Source organism: Sinorhizobium terangae, from assembly GCF_009601505.1.
Classification (GTDB): Bacteria; Pseudomonadota; Alphaproteobacteria; order Rhizobiales; family Rhizobiaceae; genus Sinorhizobium; species Sinorhizobium terangae.
In genome coordinates, this window is the sequence record NZ_WITC01000049.1 from 25,293 (window position 1) to 47,612 (window position 22,320).

Here is a 22,320-nt window from a genome sequence, read left to right on the forward strand (position 1 = left end):
ACAGAGGTGTATCAATGACATTCCTTAAAAGGTGCCGCGGACGTTTGGAGCGCTTTTGTCCTGTGGACATCGTGTTGCGCGTGGCCTTCAACTATGCGCCTGCCGCTGGTGGGGCGGCCGGATGGAGCCTTGTCTCCTCCGGGCCAGTTGCGGCCCAGGTGGGCGGAAGTGACCCTGCGGCGATGGTGAACAACATATGCGGGTTCATCCTTGGTCCGTTCGGACAGTCACTGGCTGTTCTCGGCATCGTCGCCATTGGCGTATCTTGGATGTTCGGTCGTGCTTCACTTGGCCTTGTGGCAGGCGTTGTTGGGGGGATCGTCATCATGTTCGGAGCCAGCTTCCTTGGTAAAACGCTCATAGGAGGAGCCGGCGGATGAGTGCCCGTCTGGAAGAAAGCACCCTTTATGTGGCGGCGACCCGACCAGCGTTGTTTTTCGGGGTGCCGCTAACCGTGGCTGGGTTGTTCATGATGTCGGCCGGGTTTTTGATCGTCATCTTCAAGAACCCCCTTTACGAACTTATTCTTGTGCCACTCTGGTTCGCAGCGCGCGTCATCGTAGAGCGTGACTATAACGCTATGAGCGTAGTGTTGCTTTTTCTGCAGAGTGCCGGCAGAAGCGTTGATGGCCAAGTTTGGGGCGGAGCAAGTGTTAGCCCCAATCCAATAAAGGTGCCGCAGCGCGGAAGAGGAATGATCTAATGCTCGGCACAAGCGGCGCGACCGAGCGGTCCGGTGAGATCTATCTTCCTTATATCGGGCACCTCAACGATCACGTTGTCGTTCTGGAAGACGGTTCGATCATGACCATGGCACATGTCCAAGGTTTGCCCTTTGAACTGGAAGACGTTGAAATCCGCAATGCACGCTGCCGCGGGTTTAATACGCTCTTGCGCAACATCGCCGATGATAACGTGTCAATAAACGCTCATCTTGTGCGGCATAACGATGTTCCGCCGCTGCCAAAACGGCAGTTCCGCAGCGCTTTTGCGAGTCGCCTGAGCGAAGCTTTTGAGCAGCGTGTGCTCTCCGGTAAACTCTTCCGCAACGATCACTTCCTAACCTTGATTGTGTTTCCCCGCGCCCCGCTTGGGAAAATAAGCAGCCGGTTCACGAGGTTCTACAAAAGAAAAGAAGCCGATCTTGCAAGCCAGATGCGAAATCTGGAAGATCTCTGGCACGTGCTTGCTGGCGCCCTCGACGCGTATGGTCCCCGCCGGCTCGGTATTCGTGAGAAAGATGACGTGCTTTTCTCGGAGATTGGCGAAGCCCTCCGCCTGATCATGACTTGCCGTTTTACACCGGTTCCAGTCGTCAGCGGCTCACTTGGCGCTTCGATCTATACTGACAGAGTCATCTGCGGCAAGCGGGCGCTAGAGATCCGAACGCCGCAAGATAGTTACGTGGGCTCAATCTTTTCGTTACGTGAATACCCGGCAAAAACGCGGCCGGGAATGCTCAATACGCTGTTGTGCACAGACTTCCCGCTTGTTTTGAGCCAAAGTTTCTCGTTCCTCACCCGTGCACAGGCCCATGCCAAGCTCAGTCTTAAGTCCAGTCAGATGATCAGTTCCGGTGACAAGGCCATCACCCAGATTGGTGAACTTGCCAAGGCAGAGGACGCACTTGCAAGCAACGAATTCGTTATGGGCTCGCATCATTTAAGCCTTTGCGTCTATGCGGATAATCTCAATAGTCTTGCCGATCGCGCTGCGCGAGCCCGCACACGGTTGACGGATGCAGGGGCCGTCACCGTCCAAGAGAGTATCGGTATGGAGGCCGCTTACTGGTCGCAGCTTCCGGGCAACTTCAAGTGGCGTACGCGCCCCGGGGCGATCACCTCGCGAAATTTAGCCGGTCTTGTCTCGTTTGAGAATTTCCCTGGCGGCAACGTTGAGGGCCACTGGGGCAACGCAGTTGCGCGCTTTCGCACCAATGGTGGGACCCCTTTCGATTATGTCCCCCACGAGAACGACGTTGGCATGACCGCGATATTCGGTCCTATCGGGACAGGCAAGACGACGCTCATGACCTTTATCCTGGGCATGCTCGAGCAGAGCATGGCTCACCGCAATGGCGCGATCGTCTTTTTCGACAAGGACCGTGGTGGTGAACTGTTGGTACGTGCAACGGGAGGAACATATCTGGCTCTACGCAGAGGAGCGCCGAGCGGCTTGGCGCCTCTGCGCGGCCTGCCCAATACATCGGCGTCGCGGGATTTTCTGCGCGAATGGATCGTGGCGCTGATCGAGGCCGATGGACGTGGCGGCATCACCCCGGAGGAGAACCGCCGATTGGAGCGAGGCATTGCTCGGCAGCTTTCGTTTGAGCCGGGTATGCGCTCACTCGCAGGCCTGCGCGAATTCTTGTTGCACGGCCCATCCGAGGGTGCCGGTGCGCGACTGCAGCGGTGGTGCAGAGGAAACGCGCTCGGTTGGGCCTTTGACGGAGAGATCGATGAAGTAAGGCTGGATGCCTCAGTCACGGGCTTCGATATGACGCAACTCCTGGAGTACGAGGAGGTTTGTGCGCCGGCCGCTGCATATCTCTTGCATCGGGTGGGCGCTGTCGTGGATGGCCGTCGATTTGTCATGAGCTGCGACGAGTTTCGTTTCTACCTGCTGAACCCGCAATTCTCCGCAGTTGTGGACAAATTCCTGCTCACTGTGCGCAAGAATAACGGCATGCTTATACTCGCAACACAGCAACCTGAGCACGTGTTGGAGTCGCCTCTCGGGGCCAGCCTTGTCGCGCAATGCATGACAAAAATCTTTTACCCATCGCCTACAGCAGACCGATCTGCCTATATCGACGGGCTGAAATGTACCGAACGAGAATTTCAGGCGATCCGTGAGGATATGACGATCGGCAGCCGCAAATTTTTGCTTAAGCGCGAGAGCGGAAGTGTTGTGTGCGAATTCGACCTTCGGGAGATGCGCGAATATGTCGCCGTACTCTCGGGACGGGCAAACACCGTGCGCTTTGCAGATCAGCTACGTCAGACATATGGCGAGAACTCGCCTGCATGGCTCGACGAATTCATGGCGCGTTACGATGAAGTACAAGACTGACGGAGGCAATATTCATGAAAATAGCACAACTCACGGCAACGGCGATTGCGGCCTGCCTCCTTCTGCGGGCCCCCGCCCGAGCGCAGTTGCTCGTCAGCGATCCGGTAACGGAAGCCCAGTCGCTTCTAACTGCAGGAAACACTGCGCAGAACGTTGTGCACACATTGGCATTGCTCGAGCAAACAGTGCAAATGGTGCAGATGTTCACGACGTCCTTCGGGGTCACGGGGCTTTTAACCTCACTCAACCAGCCGAGCCGCTATCCGTCTACGGATCACCTTGAAAAGCAGATGTTTGCTGCTCGGGCGCCAGCATCGCCGACAGCGCGCGCGATCGCATCGGATGCCGAAAACGATGTCGTATGGGGTAACGACGCGCAAGGGACTGTCTTACGCGAGCAGATTATAGGCTCTTCCAATGCAGCGGGGGCCGCAGCCGGCAATTTGGACGCTATGGATCATCGCCTGAGGGAAAATGCCAGCACGCTAAATCAGCTTTCCGGCTCAAGGAACATTATGCAGGCGACCGTCACCAACGGTCTAATTCTCAAGCAGATCCACGACGCGATTATTCAGAACACTCAGGCTACTAGCCTATTGACGATGACCGCTGCACAGGCACGCCTTCAAGAAGCAGAGGAGGCAACGACACAGCGGCATGAACGCCAGGAAACTGCGAAGATGTTTGCCACGGCACCGTAATTTTTTGGTCAGATTTATCGCTCGGGTGGACGCGCAGCCGGTCCCCACCGGAGGGCGGAGAGAAGCAAATCAGGTTGGAGCGATGACTTTCAGGATTGCCGCGCCGTTTACAGCTATTCACCTGACCTTTGATACGGCCTTTAACATCAAGCTGAACACGATACTGGAGAAGATCCAGAGCGCGGTCAGCGCGCCGCTGGTGGCGTGCGTCACGCTTTGGATAATAGTTCAGGGCATTTTGGTCATGCGCGGTGAAATCGACACGCGTCGTGGCATTACAAAGGTCATCATGGTGTCCCTTGTTGTCTCCCTCGTGGTGGGGCAGGCGAACTACCATGATTACGTCGTGTCAATCTTTGAGGACACGATCCCAAACTTCGTGGACCGGGTCAGTGGCAGTCACATTCCATTCGTTGAGGTTCCGGTAAAGCTCGACATCATATTCGCTCAAAGCCAATACCATTTTCAAAGGATAGCATCCGAAATCGGACCAATGAACGGCCAAGATATTCTCGCCTTTGAAGGCGCGCAGTGGGTTTTTTACGGCGCGCTTTGGACTGCGTTCGCAATCTACGATTCCGCTGGAATTCTCACGAAGGTGCTGGTGGCAATTGGACCGCTGATCCTTGTAGGCTACCTCTTTGAACGCACTCGAGACATGGCTGCTAAATGGGTAGGTCAACTCCTCTCCTACGGGATACTTTTGCTCCTGCTGAACATCGTGGCAACGATGGTTATCGCGACTGAAGCGGCCGCCCTTGCGGTAATGCTGCGCGTGATCTCTTTATCGGGCACGACCGCAGCCAAGATTATCGGCCTTTATGAACTCGACATGTTCTTTCTCGCCGGAGACGCTCTGATCGTCGCGCTCCCGGTGATCGCCGGCAACATTGGAGGCGGCTTTTTGGGAGGAACACACCAAATTGGCAGCAGCCTGAATCGCCACCTCGCTCAATTAACGCGTGGCTAGATCCAACCATTCACTCAACTTGGAAGATGGAATGAAGTATTGCCTCTTGCTTCTAATTCTTACTCTAGCCGCGTGCCAGACAACCGGCAAGCCGGCGGCCTGCAAGGGTCCAATTTTCCCGCTGAATGTTGGACGCTGGCAACCGGCTCCATCAGATCTTCAGGTCACGGGAGAACTTAATGAAGGGCCCTGAATATGCTCTGCTGGTGGAGAGAGAAGCATTGGCTGCCCATTACAAGGAGGTGGAAGCCTTTCAAACTGCACGTGCGAAGTCATCACGGCGTCTCTCCAAGGTGCTGATCGCCACTGCAGCGGTCGCTGTTCTTGGAAATGTTGTACAGGCGTTTACGATCGCCACCATGGTTCCGTTAAACAAGCTTGTGCCTGTTTATCTTTGGGTACGGCCCGATGGTACAGTTGACAGTGAAGTGGCCGTTTCACGGCTACCGGCGACGCAAGAGGAAGCAGTTGTGAATGCCTCCCTTTGGCAGTATGTGCGCCAGCGCGAGAGCTATACAGCGGACACGGCTCAGTATGCCTATGATCTCGTGTCAGGTTTCAGTGCTCCGGCCGTGCGACAAGAATATCAAGAGTTCTTCAACTACCCCAATCCAGAATCCCCCCAAGTGGTAATCGGTAAGCGTGGCAGGCTGGACGTCGAGCACATCGCCTCGAGTGACATCTCGCCGGGTGTGCAACAGATTCGCTACAAGCGCACGCTCCTCCTGGAGGGGCAGATGCCGGTGGTGAGCACTTGGACTGCAACCGTTCACTATGAAAAGGTGACAAGCCTGCCCGGCCGATCGAGGCTAACCAACCCGGGGGGCTTACTTGTTACCTCCTATGAAACCTCGGAGGATTCCGTCTCGAACCTGGGGGGCAACTAACCATGACGAAAGAAACGCTGCTCACACTGGCTTGTTTGCTTTTCATCACGCTGGGGGCGCGTGCGGAAGACATTCCTACGGCCGGGAAGCTGGATCCTCGCATGCGCTATCTAGCCTACAACCCAGACCAGGTGGTGCGCCTGTCAACCGCTGTCGGGGCAACTATGGTTGTGACATTTGGAGCGAACGAGACGGTCACAGCCGTCGCCGTTTCCAACAGCAACGACCTCGCAGCCCTTCCGCGCGGTAACTATCTCTTCTTCAAGGCAAGTCGCGTGCTCTCCCCGCAGCCGGTTATTGTGCTCACAGCGAGCGATGCGGGTATGCGGCGATATGTTTTCAGCATCTCCGCCAAGACCATGTCTGGGCTCGACAAAGAGCAGCCTGAGCTCTACTACAGCGTACAATTCGCCTATCCTGGCGATGAGGTTGCGGCTCGGCGCAAGCAAGCGGAACAGAGGTCCGTCGCCTATCGGCTCCGCGCGGAAGCACTGTATCAACGCAGGGCTAAGGATTTATTAGATCAGCCGGCCGCAACCGGCAGTCCCAGCGCCAACAATTGGCATTACGTCGCCCAGGGGGATCGTTCGCTGATGCCCTTGGAAGTTTTTGACAACGGCATCACCACTGTATTCCGCTTCCCAGGCAACGCGCGCATACCATCTATCTATACGATCAATCCAGATGGCAAGGAAGCCACCGCCAATTATTCAGTCAAAGGAGACTATGTCGAGATTTCCTCGGTTGCTCGTGGTTGGCGACTGAGAGATGGAGACACGGTGTTATGCATCTGGAATAGCGCGCACGATCCACTTGGCCGAGATCCCGGCACCGGCACGGTCAGACCAGATGTTTGGCGTGTCTTAAAGGAACCGCGGTGATGAGCGACAACAATCCACAATCCATGCACGATGTGGATGCGACCGGATCCATTGTTTCTGACACACCTCGTCGGCGCCTTTCGGGAACGCAGAAGTTGATGGTCGCAGGCCTAATTCTGGCGTTATCCCTAGGTCTCATCTGGCTGGGTGGTCACTCAAAGGAAGTGGACGGCGCTTCCCTGCCTCAAACAACGATTCTCAGCGCCAACACCGAACCCTTTCGTCCGTCGCCGATTGAAATTGCACCTGATCCCCCGGCAACCCAGAAGCCTGCGCAGCCGACAGGACCTGCGTCAGAGGCGAGCCAGCCGGAAGGCGATGACGGACGGCCTGAGAAAACGCCGATTTTTGCTTATAGCAGCGGTGATCAAGGCATCAGCAGGCCGGCACGACGGCCGGGCATTGGCCACGAACACGAAGACAAGGAACTGGACAGCTCCTTGCCTAACGGCGAAGCTTCAGTGGAGAATGATCTTTCAACGCGGATGAAGCCGACTGTGCTGCAGGCAAGCCGGGCCACACTCTTACCCCACCCTGACCTCATGATCACGCAAGGAACGATTATTCCGTGCATTTTGCAAACAGCGATCGATACCAATTTGGCGGGGTATGTGAAATGCGTATTGCCCCAGGACGTTCGTGGGGAAACCGGCAGCGTTGTGCTCCTAGATCGCGGCACGACCGTGGTTGGCGAAGTCCAGCGTGGCTTGCAACAAGGAGATGCGCGCGTGTTTGTGATCTGGAATCGCGCCGTTACACCAGATCATGCCGTTGTGTCGCTCGCGTCACCAGGAGCTGACGAAGTTGGCCGCTCGGGACTGCCTGGCACGGTCGACAATCACTTCTGGGCGCGCGTTGGAGGGGCAATGCTCTTGAGCGCCGTCCAGGGTGCTTTCCAGGCGGCTAGTGGTTACGCGGGCAGCTCAGGTGCCGGCACTAGCATTAACAGCTTTCAAGGGAACGGAGAACAAAGCGCCAATACGTTGCTAAGGGCGTCGATCAACATTCCACCCACGTTGAAGAAAAACCAGGGGGACGCGGTATCGATATTTGTCGCGCGCGACATCGACTTTTCAGACGTATACGAGCTTCGGACACCCACTGGGGCAACGAAAGCGGGAAATCGGAAAACCTAGCCCCAGGTAGTTCAACGATAACGAAAATCGGAGACCTGAATGCAGACGAAGGCAGATCCTCAATTGCGGTTTCTCCTCAAACCAGTTTTGAGATGGCTTGAGGAGCCAAGGACCGAAGAAGTCGCGATTAATGGACCCGGAGAGGCTTTCGTTCGCCAGGCCGGCGGATATACAAAATATCCGTTATCTCTCACCTACGACGACCTCGAAGACATCGCGATCTTGGCGGGCGCGTTAAGAAAGCAAGATGTTGGGCCACGAAGCCCTCTCTGCGCCACCGAATTGCCAAATGGAGAACGGCTACAAATCTGTTTGCCGCCGGCTGTGCCGTCGGGCACCGTCAGCCTGACAATTCGGCGTCCCAATTCACGTGTTCCGGAGCTCAAGGAAGTCGCGTCGCGGTATGACGCTTCGCGATGGAATCAGTGGCGCTCGCGCGAGCGGCGCCAAGCTGAACAGGACGAACAGATCCTTCAGCATTACGACGGCGGTGATCTGGTGGGATTCCTGCATGCATGCGTGACAGCCCGGCTGACGATGCTGCTGTGCGGGCACACCGGCAGCGGCAAGACGACAATGAGCAAGACTCTGATCAGCGCCATACCGCCGCATGAAAGACTGATCACTATCGAAGACACGCTCGAACTCGTAATTCCGCATGAGAATCACGTCAGGCTACTCTACTCAAAGGATGGGGTGGGCGTAGGTTCGGTCACGGCAGAACAACTGCTACAGGCCAGCCTCCGCATGCGACCGGATCGCATCCTGCTCGGCGAGATGCGCGACGATGCCGCTTGGGCTTATCTCAGCGAGGTAGTTTCCGGCCATCCGGGATCAATCTCCACTATACATGGGGCCGATCCCGCTCAGGCTTGCAAAAAGCTGTTTTCGCTAGTCAAGAGCAGCTCGCAAGGAGCTGCTCTTGAAGACCGCACGCTGATTGATATGCTGTCGGCCGCCATCGATGTCATTGTGCCGTTCCGTACCTATGGCGAGGTCTATGAGGTCGGCGAGATTTGGCTTGCGGCCGACGCCCGCCGACGCGGAGAGACAGTGACCGATCTTCTCAAACAGCATTAGGCATTGTTCCTGGAGCTATCGTTCAGTCGCTACGGGATGCCTATCAAGCCTTTTGCATCGGTATTTGTACGAGCCATGATCTCGGTCATAAGACGACCCGATTTGCCGACACTGTCGTGACGCAACATCGCCGCCATCTCGGGTACGCATACCGACATTCGCCAAGTGGATTGGCGTTGGGGCAGCTGTTGCGTGTAAGGGTAGCCTTTCGGTGCTTGACGAGGGGTCCAGCTGTCGGGCTCGAGTTTGAAAGGTGAGACGTTGAAACATGTTCTTGTCATTGATGACGATGTCGCCATGCGGCACCTCATTGCCGAGTATCTTACAATGCGCGCCTTTAAGGTAACCGCAGTAACGGATAGCTGGCAGTTCAATCGCGTGCTCATGAGTGAGGCGGTCGATCTCGTTGTTGTTGATCTCAATCTAGGTCGTGAGGATGGGCTCGAAATCGTCCGCAATTTGGCAACAAAATCCAATGTTCCCATAATTACCATCAGCGGCGATCGTCTCGAGGAGGCTGAGAAAGTTGTTGCACTGGAGCTTGGAGCAACTGATTTCATAGCTAAGCCTTTTGGAATGCGAGAATTCTTAGCGCGCATCCGAGTAGCCTTGCGCGAGCGCCCGATCAGCCCAAGGGCAAAGGATCGACGATTGTTTCATTTCGCCGGGTGGACGCTCAATGTTAAGCAGCGCCAGCTGATCTCTGAACAGGCTGGCGAGGTCAAGCTGACATCCGGTGAGTTCAACCTTCTAATCGCCTTTCTGGAGAAACCACGCGATGTTTTATCCAGAGAACAGCTTCTGTTTGCGAGCCGAGTGCGTGGAGAGGAGGTATGTGACCGCAGTGTTGACGTTTTCATCCTGCGTTTGCGCCGAAAGCTGGAGGCCGATCCGACTAACCCTCGTCTGATTAAAACATTCCGGGGTGCGGGTTATTTCTTCGATGCCGACGTGGAAATAAGCTACGGCGTCACTTGGCCGGCCTGCTCCCTGACCTCCGTTGACGTTGCCCCCTCCGCACCCGTGTCCCGGCAATCGGGGGGGCGAACCGACCGGAGCGCCCATTCGTTTCCAAACAGGCCGTAAAATACCCGTCCTTCGCAATGTACGCTTCACTACTGCAGTGATCGCCAGCGAGCTGAAGTCGCTTCTGGCCTCCGCGCCGGAGAACCGCATCTAATTCCTTCGTGTCGCTGTGGACATCGGCATTATGAACATTGTTCATAGTTCCATGAAAAATTGCCATTTTCTATTCACGGGCCCGCATGCTAATGGGGCGCCGCAGTTCAAGCAAGATTGGGCCGGTCGGCCGCCCCGGCGGTGAACTGGGCGAGCCATTTTGCCGCTCGAATTAAGTCGAGGCGCGTGTTCTGCTTCTGAACGACAGGATAGTTATGGACACAGAGCTTGATTTATCAGCACGGCTTAGCGACCACGCCTGTTGCACTGCGCGGGGATCGATCTCCTGCCTGTCGAGGCGAGAACAACCCCCGGCGGCCCGGCCGTGAACGAGATGGGCCTCCCCCAAGGCGGATGGTTTCGGCCTCGGCCCATCACGCCCATTGCTCCATGTATGGACTAGCACATGCGTTTTAAGGGCCTGGATCTCAATCTCCTCGTTGCGCTCGACGCTCTGATGACCGAACGCAAGCTCACGGCTGCGGCACGCAGCATCAATCTCAGTCAGCCAGCTATGAGCGCGGCCATCGCCCGGCTACGCACCTATTTCGGCGACGAGTTATTTACAATGCAGGGCCGCGAACTCATCCCAACACCACGTGCTGAAGCCCTTGCTCCCGCAGTCCGCGACGTCCTGCGGCACATCCAGTTTTCCATCATTTCCTGGGACATGTTCAACCCGGCTGCATCGCAGCGCCGTTTCAGGATCATCCTGTCCGATTTCATGACGCTTGTGTTCTTCGAGAAGGTTGTGGAGCGTGTGGCGCGGGAAGCGCCCGGCGTCGGTTTCGAGCTGTTGTCTCTCGATGATGATCCCAATGAGCCGCTGCGACGCGGCGAACTCGATTTTCTGATCATGCCGGAACTGTATATGTCGAACGAGCATCCAAAAGCGGATCTGTTCGAGGAGAGATTCGTGTGCGTCGGCTGCCCCAAGAACCAGCAGCTAATGCGACCGCTTTCCTTCGAAACATATATGTCGATGGGGCATGTTGCAGGCACGTTCGGGTGGACGTTGAAGCCCTCCCTCGAGGAATGGCTATTGCTCGAGCATCGTCTCAAGAGGCGCGTCGAGGTCGCCGCGCCCGGTTTTAGCTTACTACCGTCGTTGCTGTCAGGCACCGAGCGTATCGCGACGATACCCCTTCGGCTCGCCCTTCATCTTGCAAAGACAATGCCGCTACGCATTGTCGAGCTTCCGCTACCGCTTCCAGCATTCACCGAGGCTGTCCAATGGCCCGCCCTCCACAACAGGGATCAGGCAAGCATCTGGATGCGGGAGGTCCTGCTACAGGAGGCTGCCCGATTCGAATCTCCATCCGAGACTTGCTAGCGCAAAAGCAGATCATCCGCCACTTCTAGCGAACGCATGGATCTGCGGGCCCGATCGCCCCGTCAGCACCAGGGGTATAGATAGCGCTCTGGCAAAGCTGGACAGTTCCGACCCAAAAAGCTGGTGTAGCAGGAGCGAGGTGCTCAGGCCGATGCCGAGCAGCGTAGCAGGTCATGCTGCTCACGGATAGAACTTATTCAATCAATCAATTTTACTCAGCGTCTTGAACGCCTTAAAACCGCAGAAGAAGCTAAAGCGGTTAGGTTAGGATCGACACCGTGAGCTGAAGGACGATCGGGGCCATCGGCGAGGCAATGGAGAAGAATGTGTCTGACCCAAATTCGCATGACGTTTTTTTACCCTATCGAGGCCGGCCAGGCAGTTGGATCCCACTATGCTGACTCTGTCAGCTCAGGATGCAGTCGAACTGTATGCTAGGGGTTTACGGCAGCGGCTTAAAACGTGCGCGATGGCGCCTGCGTCGCGCCGTTTTTCTACCGAGAAGGTCCCGCTGAGGAAAGTGTTCTGGTGCCGCATACGATTGTGGCGGTCGTCGACCTCGCCATGAGGTCACCGTCATCGATCATGTATTCTTTGGCGCCCCCTGATTACGAACGAGTTCGGTTTCGATTCAACGTTAAGGTGAGGTGTGTTGTGTATAGCTTCCTGCTTGCGTCCTGGGGGACGTCGGGTAATCTGAGTCCGTTGCTGACTGCGGCTCGACGACTGAAACGACGCGGCCATAACGTCCGCGTCATGGCTGATCCAGCGATGCAGAGTGAAGTGGCTGCGGCGGGTTTCGAGTTCGTGTGCTGGCGGCGTGCGCCGATAGGCATCGACGCTGACCCGACTAATTTTTCGGACATCGGTGACTGGTTCCAAAAGGCGGTGTTCGGCCCCGCGTCGGCCTATGCGGCCGATATCCGGGATGAGATCGGCCGCATCCCGACGGATGCTGTCGTTGCCATCGATCTATTGTTCGGTGCCGTATTGGGCGCCGAAGCTGCGGGCGTGCCCATCGCAATGTTGGCACCCCATGTCAGCCTTCGCCCTCTCCCAGGGACTCCGCCTGTCACCAGCGGGTACGTGCAGCCGCAAACGCCAGAAGAGCGGATCGAGGCGGCGGCAGCGAGGGAAGACTGGGCCTGCTTCCTGAACCAGTTCCTTCCACTTTTAAACGAGGCGCGCGCCGGCCTCGGCCTCTCCGGCTTAGACAAGACGGTGGATTTGTTCGAGTGTGCCGATCGGTACTTGCTCGCGATCAGCGAGACCTTCGACTTTGCAGCCGACGCCCTGCCCGATAATGTTCGCTATGTCGGGCCGCTGCTCGATCAACCGAATTGGTCAAAGGGCTGGAAGGCTCCTTGGCCCGTGGACTCCGATCGACCTCGTGTGCTTGTCGCCTGCAGCACCGGGGCTCAGGGTCAAGACGAGTTGGTTCAGCGGATCATCAGCGCACTGGGTACGCTGGACGTGCAAGCAGTAGCGACCATCGGTCCCCATGTTGACGCGACAAAACTGGTGGCCCCCAGAAACGTGCATCTGCTGCACGGTGCACCGCATGACGTTGTGATGAGGGAAGTCTGCCTCGTCGTGACGCAGGGCGGCTACGGCACCGTCAGCCGGGGATTGATAAACGGTCTGCCGCAATTGGTGCTCCCCAACGGGCGCGACCAAGGCGATAATGCGGCACGAGTTGTGTCGAAGGGAGCTGGCTTACGCCTACCGCCGAGCGCTTGTGAGGCCGAAATCGCCGATGCTGTCAGTCGGCTACTTCAGGAACCGCGTTACCGTGATGCGGCCCGCCTGTTGGGCGATGGTATTAAAGCTGAAATCGCCGCCTCCGGTCTCATTGACGAATTGGAGGCCATGGTGGCAAACAGGCGCGTTGCCTGATCGCCGACTGATGCTAACGGTTCGATCGTGCTCATGCATTCAGATTCTTCAAGTTCACCTTCGGCCCGCGCAGGCATCTTGCCGACTGGCTTTAGGCATCCGCGTCATTTCGCCGATGCTTCTGCACTGGGCCAAGTCGACGTTCATCCCCGGCTTGCTACCTCTCACAGATCGTCGTGTTCCAGCATTATCCAGTTCCTATTTTGCCGAGGCTCAAGACCGACTGATAACGGACTTGCGCTTTCGATCGCACCAGTGTCGTTCAGGAGCAGTCGATCCGGCTAAACCGGCTGGGGAGGATCGGCGAACGCATCGCCTCCGCGATCTGACTGCCGTTCTTTGCCATTCTGCGCGCTGGACCAAATCAACTACCCTTTAGTACAGAGAAAAGGAGCTGACCTTGAGTAACGCAGCCGGATCGAGCCCTATCCTAATGAACCGCGCCGGCGTGTGCCTCGCGCATTTCGAAGCAAAACCGGCTTCACCCCTGGGTCCGCCGCTGGTTTTGATTCACGGTTGGACGGGCGATCACAGGATATTCACGCCGCAGATCGGATATTTCGCCCACAGTCGGCACGTCGTTGCAGTCAATCTTCGCGGTCACGGGGAGAGCGACGCACCGAAGCAGGAGTACACGATAGAGGGTTTTGCGGATGACGTAGCATGGCAATGCGCCGAGCTGAAGCTGGAGAAACCGTTGGTCATCGGTCACAGCTTGGGTGGCTCGGTCGCACTTGAGCTGTGCGGGCGCCATCCGGACCGGGTCTCAGGTCTGGTGATGATCGATTCCATTGTGACGCCAGGATCGACGCTGCGCGAAAGCGCCGACGTCGGTCGGTTGCTGGATGAAATTTCCGGTCCAAACTATCGGGCGGTTTTGCGGAGAAATGCGTTGTCCATGGCCGTCGACTATGACGATGCTGCCAGGCGCGAGAGCATCCACAACATCTACATCCAGCCTTCGTGCGAGAAGACGCCGCAGCATGTGGCCTATTCAGCAATCCGTAACTTCATTGTCAACTATGACGCGTCCCTTGCGGCATCGCGTTGCAAAGTCCCGATGGCCTACATATCGGCGGACGTGCCGCTGGTAAACGCTGCACGGGATCTCGACTGGCTACAGGCTCGCTGCTCACAGCTCATCGTGGCCAAGACGCTGTTAGCTGGTCATTTCAACACCATCGAAGTGGCTGATCAGGTGAATGCAATGCTCGACCGCTTCCTAACAGTCGGCCTCAGACGCCTCGCCACTGCTGGTATATAACGAATGTGCGCATGGACTGCATTCAAGTTAGTGTTTGGGTTCGCTGGGTTTTGATCGCGTTTCGGCCAGTTAAGGCTCGTTCGCAGGGGCGGCCTGGTTTCGTCCTGCGGTCTTTGAGACATTCTCCAATTGTGGCCTTGATGCCGTCTTCGTGCCTTCGACCACATGGCGGCTTTGTTCGGCTCCAGGCTTCCCATACCCCTTAAAAGCGCAGCCTAGGCTTGTCAGGTTCGCTAATCCACTATCAGGACAGCCGGGATTTCGTCGACGACCCGACTTTCTCGCATTGATGCCGCGCCCCCCAGATGCGCGGTTACGTGGATCCGGAAGGCGACCGTCAAACGCTTGCGCGCAAATTGCGACACGCGCCCTTTCGTTCCTTTGACCTTCAGGAGTTGATATTGGGTTCGAAGCTGCGGATCGGGATGCGGCGCGCGATCGCCGCCACGAAAACCAGCGCAGGCACTTATTGCCCCGCTGGATGGCCCCTGGCCTGATCGTTCTTGCCCCTGCTCAAATTAGGGGCAAGACCCGCGTAGACGGCAGGTTGTTCGGCGTGCAGAAGCGATCGATGTCTGAGAACGCTTATACCCGATCCTCAAAGCTGCTTCCCAGTGCGGGAGTTGAGGAGCACGGACGGGTTGCACGAAGCTGACTCGCCGCGCTTATCGCCATTTTCGTAGGGACGAGCATACGTCCCGGCATTAGTGGCGGATTGGGAGCGCAGTGGTATTCCGCGCCCGCGATCTGTTTGGTGCGATAACGCACTTGGGCGATCAATATCTTGCCCACGGCCATCTTGCGGAATGCTGACTGGCCGTTGCCCACGGCCCCGCTCACACTGCCAAGTTCAATCAATGGCGCAGTTCCTACGAACGATCTGCCGGAGGCGTTCCGCTGGCCCGCTATGCTGATTGGTGCGCTGGGTCGCTGGACCAAGTAGCGCTCGACGGGGAGATTACGCGGCGTGCCCGGACCGATGCGCGGCAATTGGCAACGATTCCCGTATGGGTCCGGTAACAACAGCGGCATTGGTCGCGCCGGCGCATGCCGCTGCAAGGCTCCACCGGCGGAAAGCAGAAGCTCGGTGTCACATCGAAGTTGGGCGAACGCTGCGGAGCGCTTGCTTGTCGTACGGGTGAGCGCCATGACGCGCCACGAGGATTGACGCGGCGTTCCTCAAGGATCGTGGCTTGGGAGCTTGCTCATCCGCAAGCCTCGTATGGTTGTGATCGTCCCCTTGCCAAGAAGCTGGCCCGCATCGTTTGGGACCTCATGGCGAAGGACGGCATCGACAGAGCTCCGGCCGCGGCCGGACAGCCGCCTTGCCTGAAGTCGTCGAGCGTGTAGGATGGTCGAAGATTGGTATGGCGCGACAGTCGGTAAGAAACGAGCTCGCAAAGCCAGCTATTTGTGCTCCGATCTAGGAACTCATACAGGCCCGCGGCAAATGAATGGGCGCATCGCAGGCCGGACAGATTTCAGCACCCAATTACGCGTAGCGTTGCCGCTCTTCAAATATTCCTCTTGCACTGACCGGGGTCCACAGCGGTCCCTTTATGGGCTTTTGTGCATCCGGAAGTACGCACTGTGCGGTGCGTTAGGGCGCTTGATGAGCATGTGGTAACAAAAATCAACCATGAGTGAAGTCTGAGTTTAACGCTCAAGTTGACTCTCGAGCTCTTTCAGTCCAAACCATAGATGGCTAAGGGAGGAATTCACAGTGGCTGACGAGAGTAACACGGGACCAGTTGAAGCGGCTGCCGAGATGAAAGCACCGACTGCTAAAAAGCGGAGGTCGCCACGGCGTCAAAAAGCTACCGAACAGGTTAAGGATACAAAGACAACGGCTGCCAAGGCTAAGAAGTATAGCGAACAAGAAAGGGCCGATAAGCTCAAGCTCATTGAGACGGAAGTGGCCCAACACAATAGTACGCTGAAGGACGCCATCAAGCGCGCCGGGATATCGGAGCAAACTTACTATCAGTGGAAACGAGCTGCCAAGCTTGTCGAGCAAAAGGTCGCCATGCCGGAGTCCGCCGGTGATGAGTTGGCAGACCTAGTTCAACTCGAGAAGGAAAATCAGCGGCTTCGCAACCTCTTGGCGGAAAAATTGCGTACGGAAAACGCCGAACTGCGCAAGAGACTTGGGATGGATTGATTAAGGGTCGGAGCTCCGCAGAGCGTCCATAGGCGCTCTGCCCTTTGTGAAAAGCCCACTTGTGGCGATCACTTGAAAAGAGCGGGAAGGGGCTGTATTGGTCCACCCGGCAAGAATGCAGTGGCGCCTATCGGCGTTATGCGGTTGAGACATATGAAAACACCACCACGTAAGTTCATTGTAGAGTTCAAGTCGGCACGGCGGCAGCAGAAGGGGCGGACGAACTCAATGTGGGGGGAGACCGACTTTAAGGCTTTGAACCGCGAAGTGGAAGAGATGGCGCCGCATCTGTTTAGTTCAACAGAAGCTACCGCAATGCCTAAGGCAGATCCCTCCCCGCCGATCGAGCCGATTGACGGTATTGCCGACAAAGATCCAGGAAACGTGGAGATTGGGCAAGCAGCGATAAACTCGGCCGAACCCGTGGAGGTCGAAGTGTCGAAGCTGCAAGAGGGTCGTCGTTCGGCAGCCGACGCTGTCGTGCAATTGGAAGATGCCCCCCCAGTATCGCAGCCTCGGAAAAGCTCCAAAAGCGATGTTTCACACAAGCGCCCTGAACCTATTTCAGTGGACGTGCATGAGGATAAGACGGGCCACGCTAAAGCTGTAGAACGCTCAATTTCCTTCGATGAACTGGCCGCCCTTGAAGCAGAGAATCAGCGGCTCAAGGCTCTCCTCGCTGCACGGATTCACGCAGAGAACCTCCAGCTCAAGAGGATGCTTGAGCGGTTTAAAGTCACGTGAGGCTGGGGCTGGACGAACGACGGCCGCGTCGGAAATCCTGCCAGCAGCGTATGGGTGCTCACATGCGCGCGCTGAGCGGACTGGTAGCGCTTCCCGAATTCATCAACGAGATCGGCACCTTGTTGCCGATGCCACCATGTGGCCGTTCCTCGTTATACAACGGGGCGACAGAACACCCACGGGACGGAGGTTTGCGAGCTCTTATATCCGTGGCTGATCGAAACCAGTCTCGCAAATCACGCGCGCCACGGCCCGCGAACCTCTGTAGCGGTAAATCTCGCGTAAGACCTCCATACGCTGCTGGCGGGTCTGGCGGCGAGTGGCATAGGTGAGAAGTGCGTTAGCCGGGATGCCGAGTTGAGCTCCGATCAAAGATAGGACTTCTTTCGGGATCAATTCGCCGAGCGTGAGCGCACGACCAGGATAGCTGTAAAGCGAACCCGAGCCGGTTCTCCGGTCTACGCCGTTCCCGGATATGTTCAAGGTCTTCGTCGGCCAGCGTATAGTGCTTGAGCAGCGAGAGTTCGTCGATTGGCAGATGGAAGAGTGCCGAGCGTTGTCGCTCGGTGAGAATATGTCGCCTTGGCATGCGGCAACTGTTCCTATTGAAGTATTGTCTGTTTTGGACAACAATCGGCCCATACCAAACCAAGGCCTACCGGCACCAAAATCCACGAGGGTTCAATTAGGATAGCGCGCCGCCATCTACTGCCGCGGTTCGACTGCTGACCAGTCATGCGAGCGCCAAGAACGCGACCTGGCTGCGTTCGCCATTCGCGCAGGTTACGAGGTTGCCGCAATATTCAAGGAGACAGGCTCCGGCGCGAAACTCGACCGTGCCGAGCGACGCAAGGTGATGGCACTGGCCCAAGCTCGTAAGATTGACGCGGTGCTGGTCACCAAGCTTTCTCGCTGGGGCTGCTCCACAGTTGATTTGCTCCACACCCTTCGCGAACTGGAGGTTGGAAAGTCTCCGTCATCGCCCTGAACGGAATGGCGTTCGATCTGTCGTCACCCCATGGGCGCATGCTCGCGACATTCCTCTCTGGCATCGTCGAGTTCGAGCGTGACCTCATCAGTGAGCGTGTCAAGTCCGGGCTCGCCGCTGCAAAGGCGCGGGGCAAAACGCCCGGTCGCCAGACCGCAGAGCGCCCCCAAGTCAGATCGACTCGCGCCGAAGGTCAGGGCCCTGGTTGCTGAAGGTCGCAGCTATCGCTGGATCGCACGCGATCTCGGCATCAGCAAAAACACTGTCGCCGATATTGTGGCGCGCAACCGCCTGGCAGAGGGGGATTTATGTCGATCACCATTAGGAAGATGCGAAAGGCAGATAAAGCGGTCTGGCCGACATGCGTTCAAGCTTGGTTCTTTAAGGAGTTGTTGGCATGCGCGTAAAAAACAATCATCGCGATGTGATCGATGTGTCGGTCGCTCCCACGCAACTTGATAATCTGTCTTCTGCGATTCTGCAGCAGGGGGGGATGGCGCGAGTGTCGCTGCCAGGCGATGTGGTGACCTGGGCGGCAGGCGATCACCAGACGCTCAGGCGGATTCTTTCCGACCAGCGTTTCAACAGGGACTGGCGACAGTGGCGGGCGCTGCAGGACGGCGAGATTCCCGAGGATCATCCGCTGATCGGGATGTGCAAAGTGGACAACATGGTCACGGCGCATGGCGCCGATCACCGGCGCTTGCGCGGCCTGCTGTCCAGGAGCTTCGCGCCCAGTCGTATCGCCTTGCTGGCGCCACGGATCGAACAATGCGTCGATCGACTCCTGGCCGAGATGGCGCAGCGCGGCGGCAGTGCCGATCTGATGTGCGAGTTCGCCGTTCCGCTGCCCACCAACGTTATCGCCGAACTGTTCGGTTTGCCGGACGAACAGCGCGAGGAGATCGTCGCGCTCACCTACAGCCTAGCCAATACCTCCGCCACAGCCGCAGAGGCGCGACAGACGCGGCAGCGCATCCCGGAGTTCTTCCGTCGCCTGATCGCGCTCAAGCGGGGCCAGCTCGACGACGATCTGGCTTCGGCCCTGATCGTCGCGCGCGACAACGGCGAGATCGTTTCTGACACCGAGCTCATCGACATGCTGTTCATGGTGCTCTCTGCGGGCTTCGTGACCACCACCGGCGTCATCGGCAATGGCGTGCTGGCATTGCTGACGCATCCGCAGCAACTGCACCTGGTGCGCAGCGGCCAAGTTCCGTGGTCACATGCGATCGAGGAGATCCTGCGCTGGGGCAGCGCAGTGGCCAATCTGCCGTTCCGCTATGCCACCCAAGACGTGGAGATCGACGGATGCATGGTCCGCCGCGGCGACGCCGTCCTGATGGCGTTCCATGCGGCGAACCGGGACGAAAAGGCCTTCGGTCCCGGCGCCGACAGGTTCGATGTCACCCGGCGGCACAACCCGCACCTGTCGTTCGGCGAGGGGCCGCATTTGTGCTTGGGCGCTGCGCTGGCGCGCCTGGAATTGCGCAGCGCCTTCCCCGCGCTGTTCGGGCAGCTGGAGGATCTGGCGCTGACCATCGCCGCGGAGGACGTCGTCTACATGCCGTCCTACGTCATTCGCTGCCCGCAGCGCCTGCCGGTCACCTTCCGCCCTTCCATCGCTTAGGGAGTGCGGCATTCACCCCGGATTCGGTGATTCTCGGCTCGCCGGGGTGGCTGGTCTCGCACGAGGGGGGCGAGCATGCCCGGTTACGCACGATCGTGGCGCCGGCCTTCAGCGACCGCAGGGTGAAGCTGCAGCTCCAAGGACGGAGTGACCATGGCGTCCTGATCAGGGCGCGGCGGCGTTCCCGAAATCGGAAGAATGATCAGATGGGTTAAACCCTGCTCGTCGTCCCTGATGACCATCGCAAGGCAGACCGGCCTGTCTTTCTCGGCGTTCGTGCGGCCCTTCTCAGCCTGCCACTCCCACAGGTATTCGTACTCGACGATTTCGCCATCATCGAAGACGTTAGTCATTCTGCGGCTCGTCGGACACGTGAGCCAATCGCTTGTCCAATGCGGTCAAGATCATGTCGGCCAATTGGGGCGGGGTCTCACTGGTCCTGTAGACCTTGCGCGGGTCTTCTGAACCCTTTGTCATGCGCTCGAACAGATCGACGGGCACCACGACAACGGAAGCGCGGCCATGTTTGGTAAGCGTGATGGGCTCTCGCATGGCCTCGTCAAGGTAGCGCCCGAAATGCCGAATAAATTCGACGGTGGAAATGGTCTTGGTGGTCATTGAGCTTGCCTCGTTTGATTATTCTGAATAATACAGAAATGCGAGCTTTTTCCGGCTTTAAGTCCTTAGAAGATCAGCTCAATCTGGTCTTCTCTCTCGAGACAATCCGAGTTTCTGGGCCGATGACGCGAGCGCCGACCGCTGCCGAATTATGAATACCGTACTCCGCCGTTTCAGCCTCCGATATCGGACGCGACGACAAGCCGCACCTGGCGTTCTCCTACGGGCCGCACTACTGCATCGGCATGGCGCTGGCCAGGCTGGAACTCAAGGTGGTGTTCGGTTCGATCTTCCAGCGCTTTCCCGCGCTGCGCCTGGCCGTGGCGCCCGAAGAACTGAAGTTGCGCAAGGAGATCATCACTGGCGGGTTCGAGGAGTTTCCGGTGCTCTGGTGATGCGCCGAGGCCGCCTGGGATCGCAATCTTCTCCGCAGTTTATCGGCGCGCGTGGCGCACCCCGGTCAGATCAGCCAGCCAACAGGTAACCAAGATGGACGTGCAAGAAACCACGGCAGCATGCCGAGACGCCTTCGCCGAACTGGCGTCGCCAGCATGCATCCACGACCCGTATCCGTTCATGCGGTGGTTGCGCGAGCACGATCCGGTGCATCGCGCGGCGTCGGGCCTCTTTCTGTTGAGCCGCCACGCCGACATCTACTGGGCGCTCCAGGCCACGGGCGATGCGTTTCGGGGTCCGGCGCCGGGCGAACTGGCGCGCTATTTCCCGCGTGCGGCGACCAGCCTGTCGCTCAATCTGCTGGCGTCCACGCTAGCGATGAAGGAACCACCGACGCATACGCGTCTGCGCCGGCTGATCTCGCGCGACTTCACCATGCGCCGGATCGACAACCTGCGGCCGAGCATCGCGCGCATGGTCGCAACGCTCCTGGACGGCATGGCGCCCGCGCTGGAGCGCGGGGAGGCGGTGGACCTGCATCGGCAATTCGCGCTGGCCTTGCCCATGCTGGTCTTCGCCGAACTGTTCGGCATGCCACAGGACGACATGTTCGGGCTCGCTGCTGTCATCGGCGCCATTCTGGAAGGCTTGAGCCCGCACGCCAGCAATCCCCAGCTCGCCGCGGCGGACGCGGCCAGCGCCAGGGTGCAGGCCTACTTCGGCGACCTCATACAGCGCAAGCGCACCGATCCCCGCCACGACATCGTGTCGATGCTGGTCGGCGCGCACGACGACGATGCCGACACGCTGTCGGATGCGGAGTTGATCAGCATGCTATGGGGCATGATGCTGGGCGGCTTCGCCACCACTGCTGCGACAATCGACCATGCGGTACTGGCGATGCTGGCGTATCCCGACCAGCGGCACTGGCTGCAGGAAGACGCCGTGGGGGTGGAGGCATTCGTCGAAGAAGTCCTGCGCTGCGACGCGCCAGCCATGTTCAGCTCCATTCCGCGTATCGCCCAGCGCGACATCGAACTGGGCGGCGTGGTGATCCCGAAGAACGCGGACGTGCGCGTGCTGATCGCGGCCGGCAATCGCGACCCGCACGCCTTCGCCGATCCCGACCGCTTCGATCCCGCGCGGTTCTACGGCACCAGTCCTGGCATGTCGACCGACGGGAAGATCATGCTGAGCTTCGGCCACGGCATCCACTTCTGCCTCGGTGCGCAACTGGCCCGGGTGCAGTTGGCCGAGAGCCTGCCGCGGATCCAGGCGCGCTTCCCCACGCTGACATTGGCCGAGCAGCCGACCCGGGAGCCCTCCGCGTTCCTTAGGACGTTCCGCGCGCTGCCAGTGCGGCTGCATGCGCAGGGGGGCTGAG

The 22,320-nt window shown here is 58.1% G+C and carries 22 protein-coding genes and 2 pseudogenes; 21 read left to right on the top strand and 3 right to left on the bottom strand.

The features are described from left to right. Nucleotides 1–14 precede the first annotated feature (14 nt). From virB2 to GHK62_RS13100, 16 genes are all read left to right on the top strand, one after another. The gene (gene virB2, locus GHK62_RS13025; protein WP_153439620.1) at nt 15–380 is read left to right on the top strand and encodes a pilin major subunit VirB2; all 366 of its coding nucleotides are present in this window, start codon (nt 15–17) and stop codon (nt 378–380) included. Next, complete coding sequence (locus tag GHK62_RS13030) at nt 377–703, top strand: type IV secretion system protein VirB3 (RefSeq protein WP_153439621.1); 327 nt, start codon at nt 377–379, stop codon at nt 701–703. Before virB2 ends, GHK62_RS13030 begins: the two co-directional genes overlap by 4 nt. Further along, a complete protein-coding gene (gene virB4, locus GHK62_RS13035; RefSeq protein ID WP_153439622.1) occupies nt 703–3,072 on the top strand; it encodes a type IV secretion/conjugal transfer ATPase VirB4 in 2,370 nt (789 codons plus the stop codon). The genes GHK62_RS13030 and virB4 overlap by 1 nt, the downstream gene beginning before the upstream one ends. 14 nt (nt 3,073–3,086) lie before the next feature. Beyond that, complete coding sequence (locus GHK62_RS13040; protein WP_153439623.1) at nt 3,087–3,773, top strand: TrbJ/VirB5 family protein; 687 nt, start codon at nt 3,087–3,089, stop codon at nt 3,771–3,773. Nucleotides 3,774–3,855: 82 nt separating this feature from the next. Beyond that, complete coding sequence (locus tag GHK62_RS13045; RefSeq protein ID WP_153439624.1) at nt 3,856–4,743, top strand: type IV secretion system protein; 888 nt, start codon at nt 3,856–3,858, stop codon at nt 4,741–4,743. Between the two features lie 31 nt (nt 4,744–4,774). Further along, nucleotides 4,775–4,936 (top strand): type IV secretion system lipoprotein VirB7, encoded by a 162-nt coding sequence (locus GHK62_RS13050; protein WP_153439625.1) that lies wholly within the window; start codon nt 4,775–4,777, stop codon nt 4,934–4,936. Continuing rightward, complete coding sequence (locus GHK62_RS13055) at nt 4,923–5,630, top strand: type IV secretion system protein VirB8 (protein WP_153439626.1); 708 nt, start codon at nt 4,923–4,925, stop codon at nt 5,628–5,630. Before GHK62_RS13050 ends, GHK62_RS13055 begins: the two co-directional genes overlap by 14 nt. 2 nt (nt 5,631–5,632) lie before the next feature. Continuing rightward, nucleotides 5,633–6,511, top strand: a complete 879-nt coding sequence (virB9, locus tag GHK62_RS13060; RefSeq protein ID WP_153439627.1) for a P-type conjugative transfer protein VirB9 — start codon at nt 5,633–5,635, stop codon at nt 6,509–6,511. After that, entirely contained in the window at nt 6,511–7,647 is a 1,137-nt protein-coding gene (virB10, locus tag GHK62_RS13065; RefSeq protein WP_153439628.1) for a type IV secretion system protein VirB10, read from the top strand. Before virB9 ends, virB10 begins: the two co-directional genes overlap by 1 nt. 39 nt (nt 7,648–7,686) lie before the next feature. Further along, nucleotides 7,687–8,727 (top strand): P-type DNA transfer ATPase VirB11, encoded by a 1,041-nt coding sequence (gene virB11 / locus GHK62_RS13070; protein WP_153439629.1) that lies wholly within the window; start codon nt 7,687–7,689, stop codon nt 8,725–8,727. A 261-nt stretch (nt 8,728–8,988) separates the two neighbouring features. After that, nucleotides 8,989–9,813 carry a response regulator gene (locus GHK62_RS13075; RefSeq protein WP_153439630.1) on the top strand — a complete coding sequence of 275 codons (825 nt, stop codon included), beginning with the start codon at nt 8,989–8,991 and terminating at the stop codon, nt 9,811–9,813. A gap of 499 nt (nt 9,814–10,312) precedes the next feature. Continuing rightward, complete coding sequence (locus GHK62_RS13080; protein ID WP_153439631.1) at nt 10,313–11,239, top strand: LysR family transcriptional regulator; 927 nt, start codon at nt 10,313–10,315, stop codon at nt 11,237–11,239. Nucleotides 11,240–11,767: 528 nt separating this feature from the next. Next, nucleotides 11,768–13,135 carry a glycosyltransferase gene (locus tag GHK62_RS13085; RefSeq protein ID WP_327791114.1) on the top strand — a complete coding sequence of 456 codons (1,368 nt, stop codon included), beginning with the start codon at nt 11,768–11,770 and terminating at the stop codon, nt 13,133–13,135. 400 nt (nt 13,136–13,535) lie between these two features. Then, nucleotides 13,536–14,399, top strand: a complete 864-nt coding sequence (locus GHK62_RS13090; protein ID WP_234886876.1) for an alpha/beta fold hydrolase — start codon at nt 13,536–13,538, stop codon at nt 14,397–14,399. A 1,723-nt stretch (nt 14,400–16,122) separates the two neighbouring features. Further along, nucleotides 16,123–16,560, top strand: a complete 438-nt coding sequence (locus GHK62_RS13095; RefSeq protein ID WP_184108970.1) for a transposase — start codon at nt 16,123–16,125, stop codon at nt 16,558–16,560. Between the two features lie 153 nt (nt 16,561–16,713). Continuing rightward, nucleotides 16,714–17,304, top strand: a complete 591-nt coding sequence (locus tag GHK62_RS13100) for a hypothetical protein (protein WP_234886877.1) — start codon at nt 16,714–16,716, stop codon at nt 17,302–17,304. Between the two features lie 190 nt (nt 17,305–17,494). Here the strand turns inward: GHK62_RS13100 and GHK62_RS13105 are convergent. Continuing rightward, a pseudogene (locus tag GHK62_RS13105) lies at nt 17,495–17,893 on the bottom strand (DUF4158 domain-containing protein); the annotation flags it as partial. A gap of 114 nt (nt 17,894–18,007) precedes the next feature. Here GHK62_RS13105 and GHK62_RS34830 point away from each other — a divergent pair. The 3 genes from GHK62_RS34830 (at nt 18,008) to GHK62_RS13115 (ending at nt 19,922) form a co-directional block, all read left to right on the top strand. Next, nucleotides 18,008–18,292, top strand: a complete 285-nt coding sequence (locus tag GHK62_RS34830) for a recombinase family protein (protein WP_269285570.1) — start codon at nt 18,008–18,010, stop codon at nt 18,290–18,292. A 38-nt stretch (nt 18,293–18,330) separates the two neighbouring features. Then, nucleotides 18,331–18,504, top strand: a complete 174-nt coding sequence (locus GHK62_RS34835; protein WP_268833837.1) for a recombinase family protein — start codon at nt 18,331–18,333, stop codon at nt 18,502–18,504. A 185-nt stretch (nt 18,505–18,689) separates the two neighbouring features. Further along, nucleotides 18,690–19,922 carry a cytochrome P450 family protein gene (locus tag GHK62_RS13115; protein ID WP_153439632.1) on the top strand — a complete coding sequence of 411 codons (1,233 nt, stop codon included), beginning with the start codon at nt 18,690–18,692 and terminating at the stop codon, nt 19,920–19,922. An 83-nt stretch (nt 19,923–20,005) separates the two neighbouring features. Here the strand turns inward: GHK62_RS13115 and GHK62_RS33535 are convergent, their stop codons facing one another. Continuing rightward, complete coding sequence (locus tag GHK62_RS33535) at nt 20,006–20,275, bottom strand: hypothetical protein (RefSeq protein ID WP_167528229.1); 270 nt, start codon at nt 20,273–20,275, stop codon at nt 20,006–20,008. After that, a complete protein-coding gene (locus GHK62_RS13125) occupies nt 20,268–20,540 on the bottom strand; it encodes a type II toxin-antitoxin system prevent-host-death family antitoxin (protein WP_153439633.1) in 273 nt (90 codons plus the stop codon). Before GHK62_RS13125 ends, GHK62_RS33535 begins: the two co-directional genes overlap by 8 nt. A 182-nt stretch (nt 20,541–20,722) precedes the next feature. On the opposite strand from GHK62_RS13125, the pseudogene GHK62_RS13130 reads away from it, so the two are divergent. Both GHK62_RS13130 and GHK62_RS13135 read left to right on the top strand, forming a co-directional pair. Beyond that, nucleotides 20,723–20,935 (top strand): annotated as a pseudogene (locus tag GHK62_RS13130) (cytochrome P450); the annotation flags it as partial. A gap of 94 nt (nt 20,936–21,029) precedes the next feature. Then, nucleotides 21,030–22,319: a cytochrome P450 gene (locus tag GHK62_RS13135; protein WP_153439634.1), complete on the top strand. Its 1,290-nt coding sequence runs from the start codon at nt 21,030–21,032 to the stop codon at nt 22,317–22,319. The last annotated feature ends 1 nt before the right edge of the window (nt 22,320 follow it).

Bases quoted from the DNA above. Each gene is read 5' to 3' on its own strand.
- virB4 (WP_153439622.1), top strand. From the start codon at position 703: ATGCTCGGCACAAGCGGCGCGACCGAGCGGTCCGGTGAGATCTATCTT.
- GHK62_RS34835 (WP_268833837.1), top strand. From the start codon at position 18,331: ATGCTCGCGACATTCCTCTCTGGCATCGTCGAGTTCGAGCGTGACCTC.
- GHK62_RS13030 (WP_153439621.1), top strand. From the start codon at position 377: ATGAGTGCCCGTCTGGAAGAAAGCACCCTTTATGTGGCGGCGACCCGA.
- GHK62_RS13055 (WP_153439626.1), top strand. From the start codon at position 4,923: ATGAAGGGCCCTGAATATGCTCTGCTGGTGGAGAGAGAAGCATTGGCT.
- GHK62_RS13045 (WP_153439624.1), top strand. From the start codon at position 3,856: ATGACTTTCAGGATTGCCGCGCCGTTTACAGCTATTCACCTGACCTTT.
- virB9 (WP_153439627.1), top strand. From the start codon at position 5,633: ATGACGAAAGAAACGCTGCTCACACTGGCTTGTTTGCTTTTCATCACG.
- GHK62_RS13115 (WP_153439632.1), top strand. From the start codon at position 18,690: ATGCGCGTAAAAAACAATCATCGCGATGTGATCGATGTGTCGGTCGCT.
- GHK62_RS33535 (WP_167528229.1), bottom strand. From the start codon at position 20,275: ATGACTAACGTCTTCGATGATGGCGAAATCGTCGAGTACGAATACCTG.
- GHK62_RS13135 (WP_153439634.1), top strand. From the start codon at position 21,030: ATGGACGTGCAAGAAACCACGGCAGCATGCCGAGACGCCTTCGCCGAA.
- GHK62_RS13040 (WP_153439623.1), top strand. From the start codon at position 3,087: ATGAAAATAGCACAACTCACGGCAACGGCGATTGCGGCCTGCCTCCTT.
- GHK62_RS13050 (WP_153439625.1), top strand. From the start codon at position 4,775: ATGAAGTATTGCCTCTTGCTTCTAATTCTTACTCTAGCCGCGTGCCAG.
- virB11 (WP_153439629.1), top strand. From the start codon at position 7,687: ATGCAGACGAAGGCAGATCCTCAATTGCGGTTTCTCCTCAAACCAGTT.
- GHK62_RS13125 (WP_153439633.1), bottom strand. From the start codon at position 20,540: ATGACCACCAAGACCATTTCCACCGTCGAATTTATTCGGCATTTCGGG.
- GHK62_RS13080 (WP_153439631.1), top strand. From the start codon at position 10,313: ATGCGTTTTAAGGGCCTGGATCTCAATCTCCTCGTTGCGCTCGACGCT.
- virB10 (WP_153439628.1), top strand. From the start codon at position 6,511: ATGAGCGACAACAATCCACAATCCATGCACGATGTGGATGCGACCGGA.
- virB2 (WP_153439620.1), top strand. From the start codon at position 15: ATGACATTCCTTAAAAGGTGCCGCGGACGTTTGGAGCGCTTTTGTCCT.
- GHK62_RS13100 (WP_234886877.1), top strand. From the start codon at position 16,714: ATGAAAACACCACCACGTAAGTTCATTGTAGAGTTCAAGTCGGCACGG.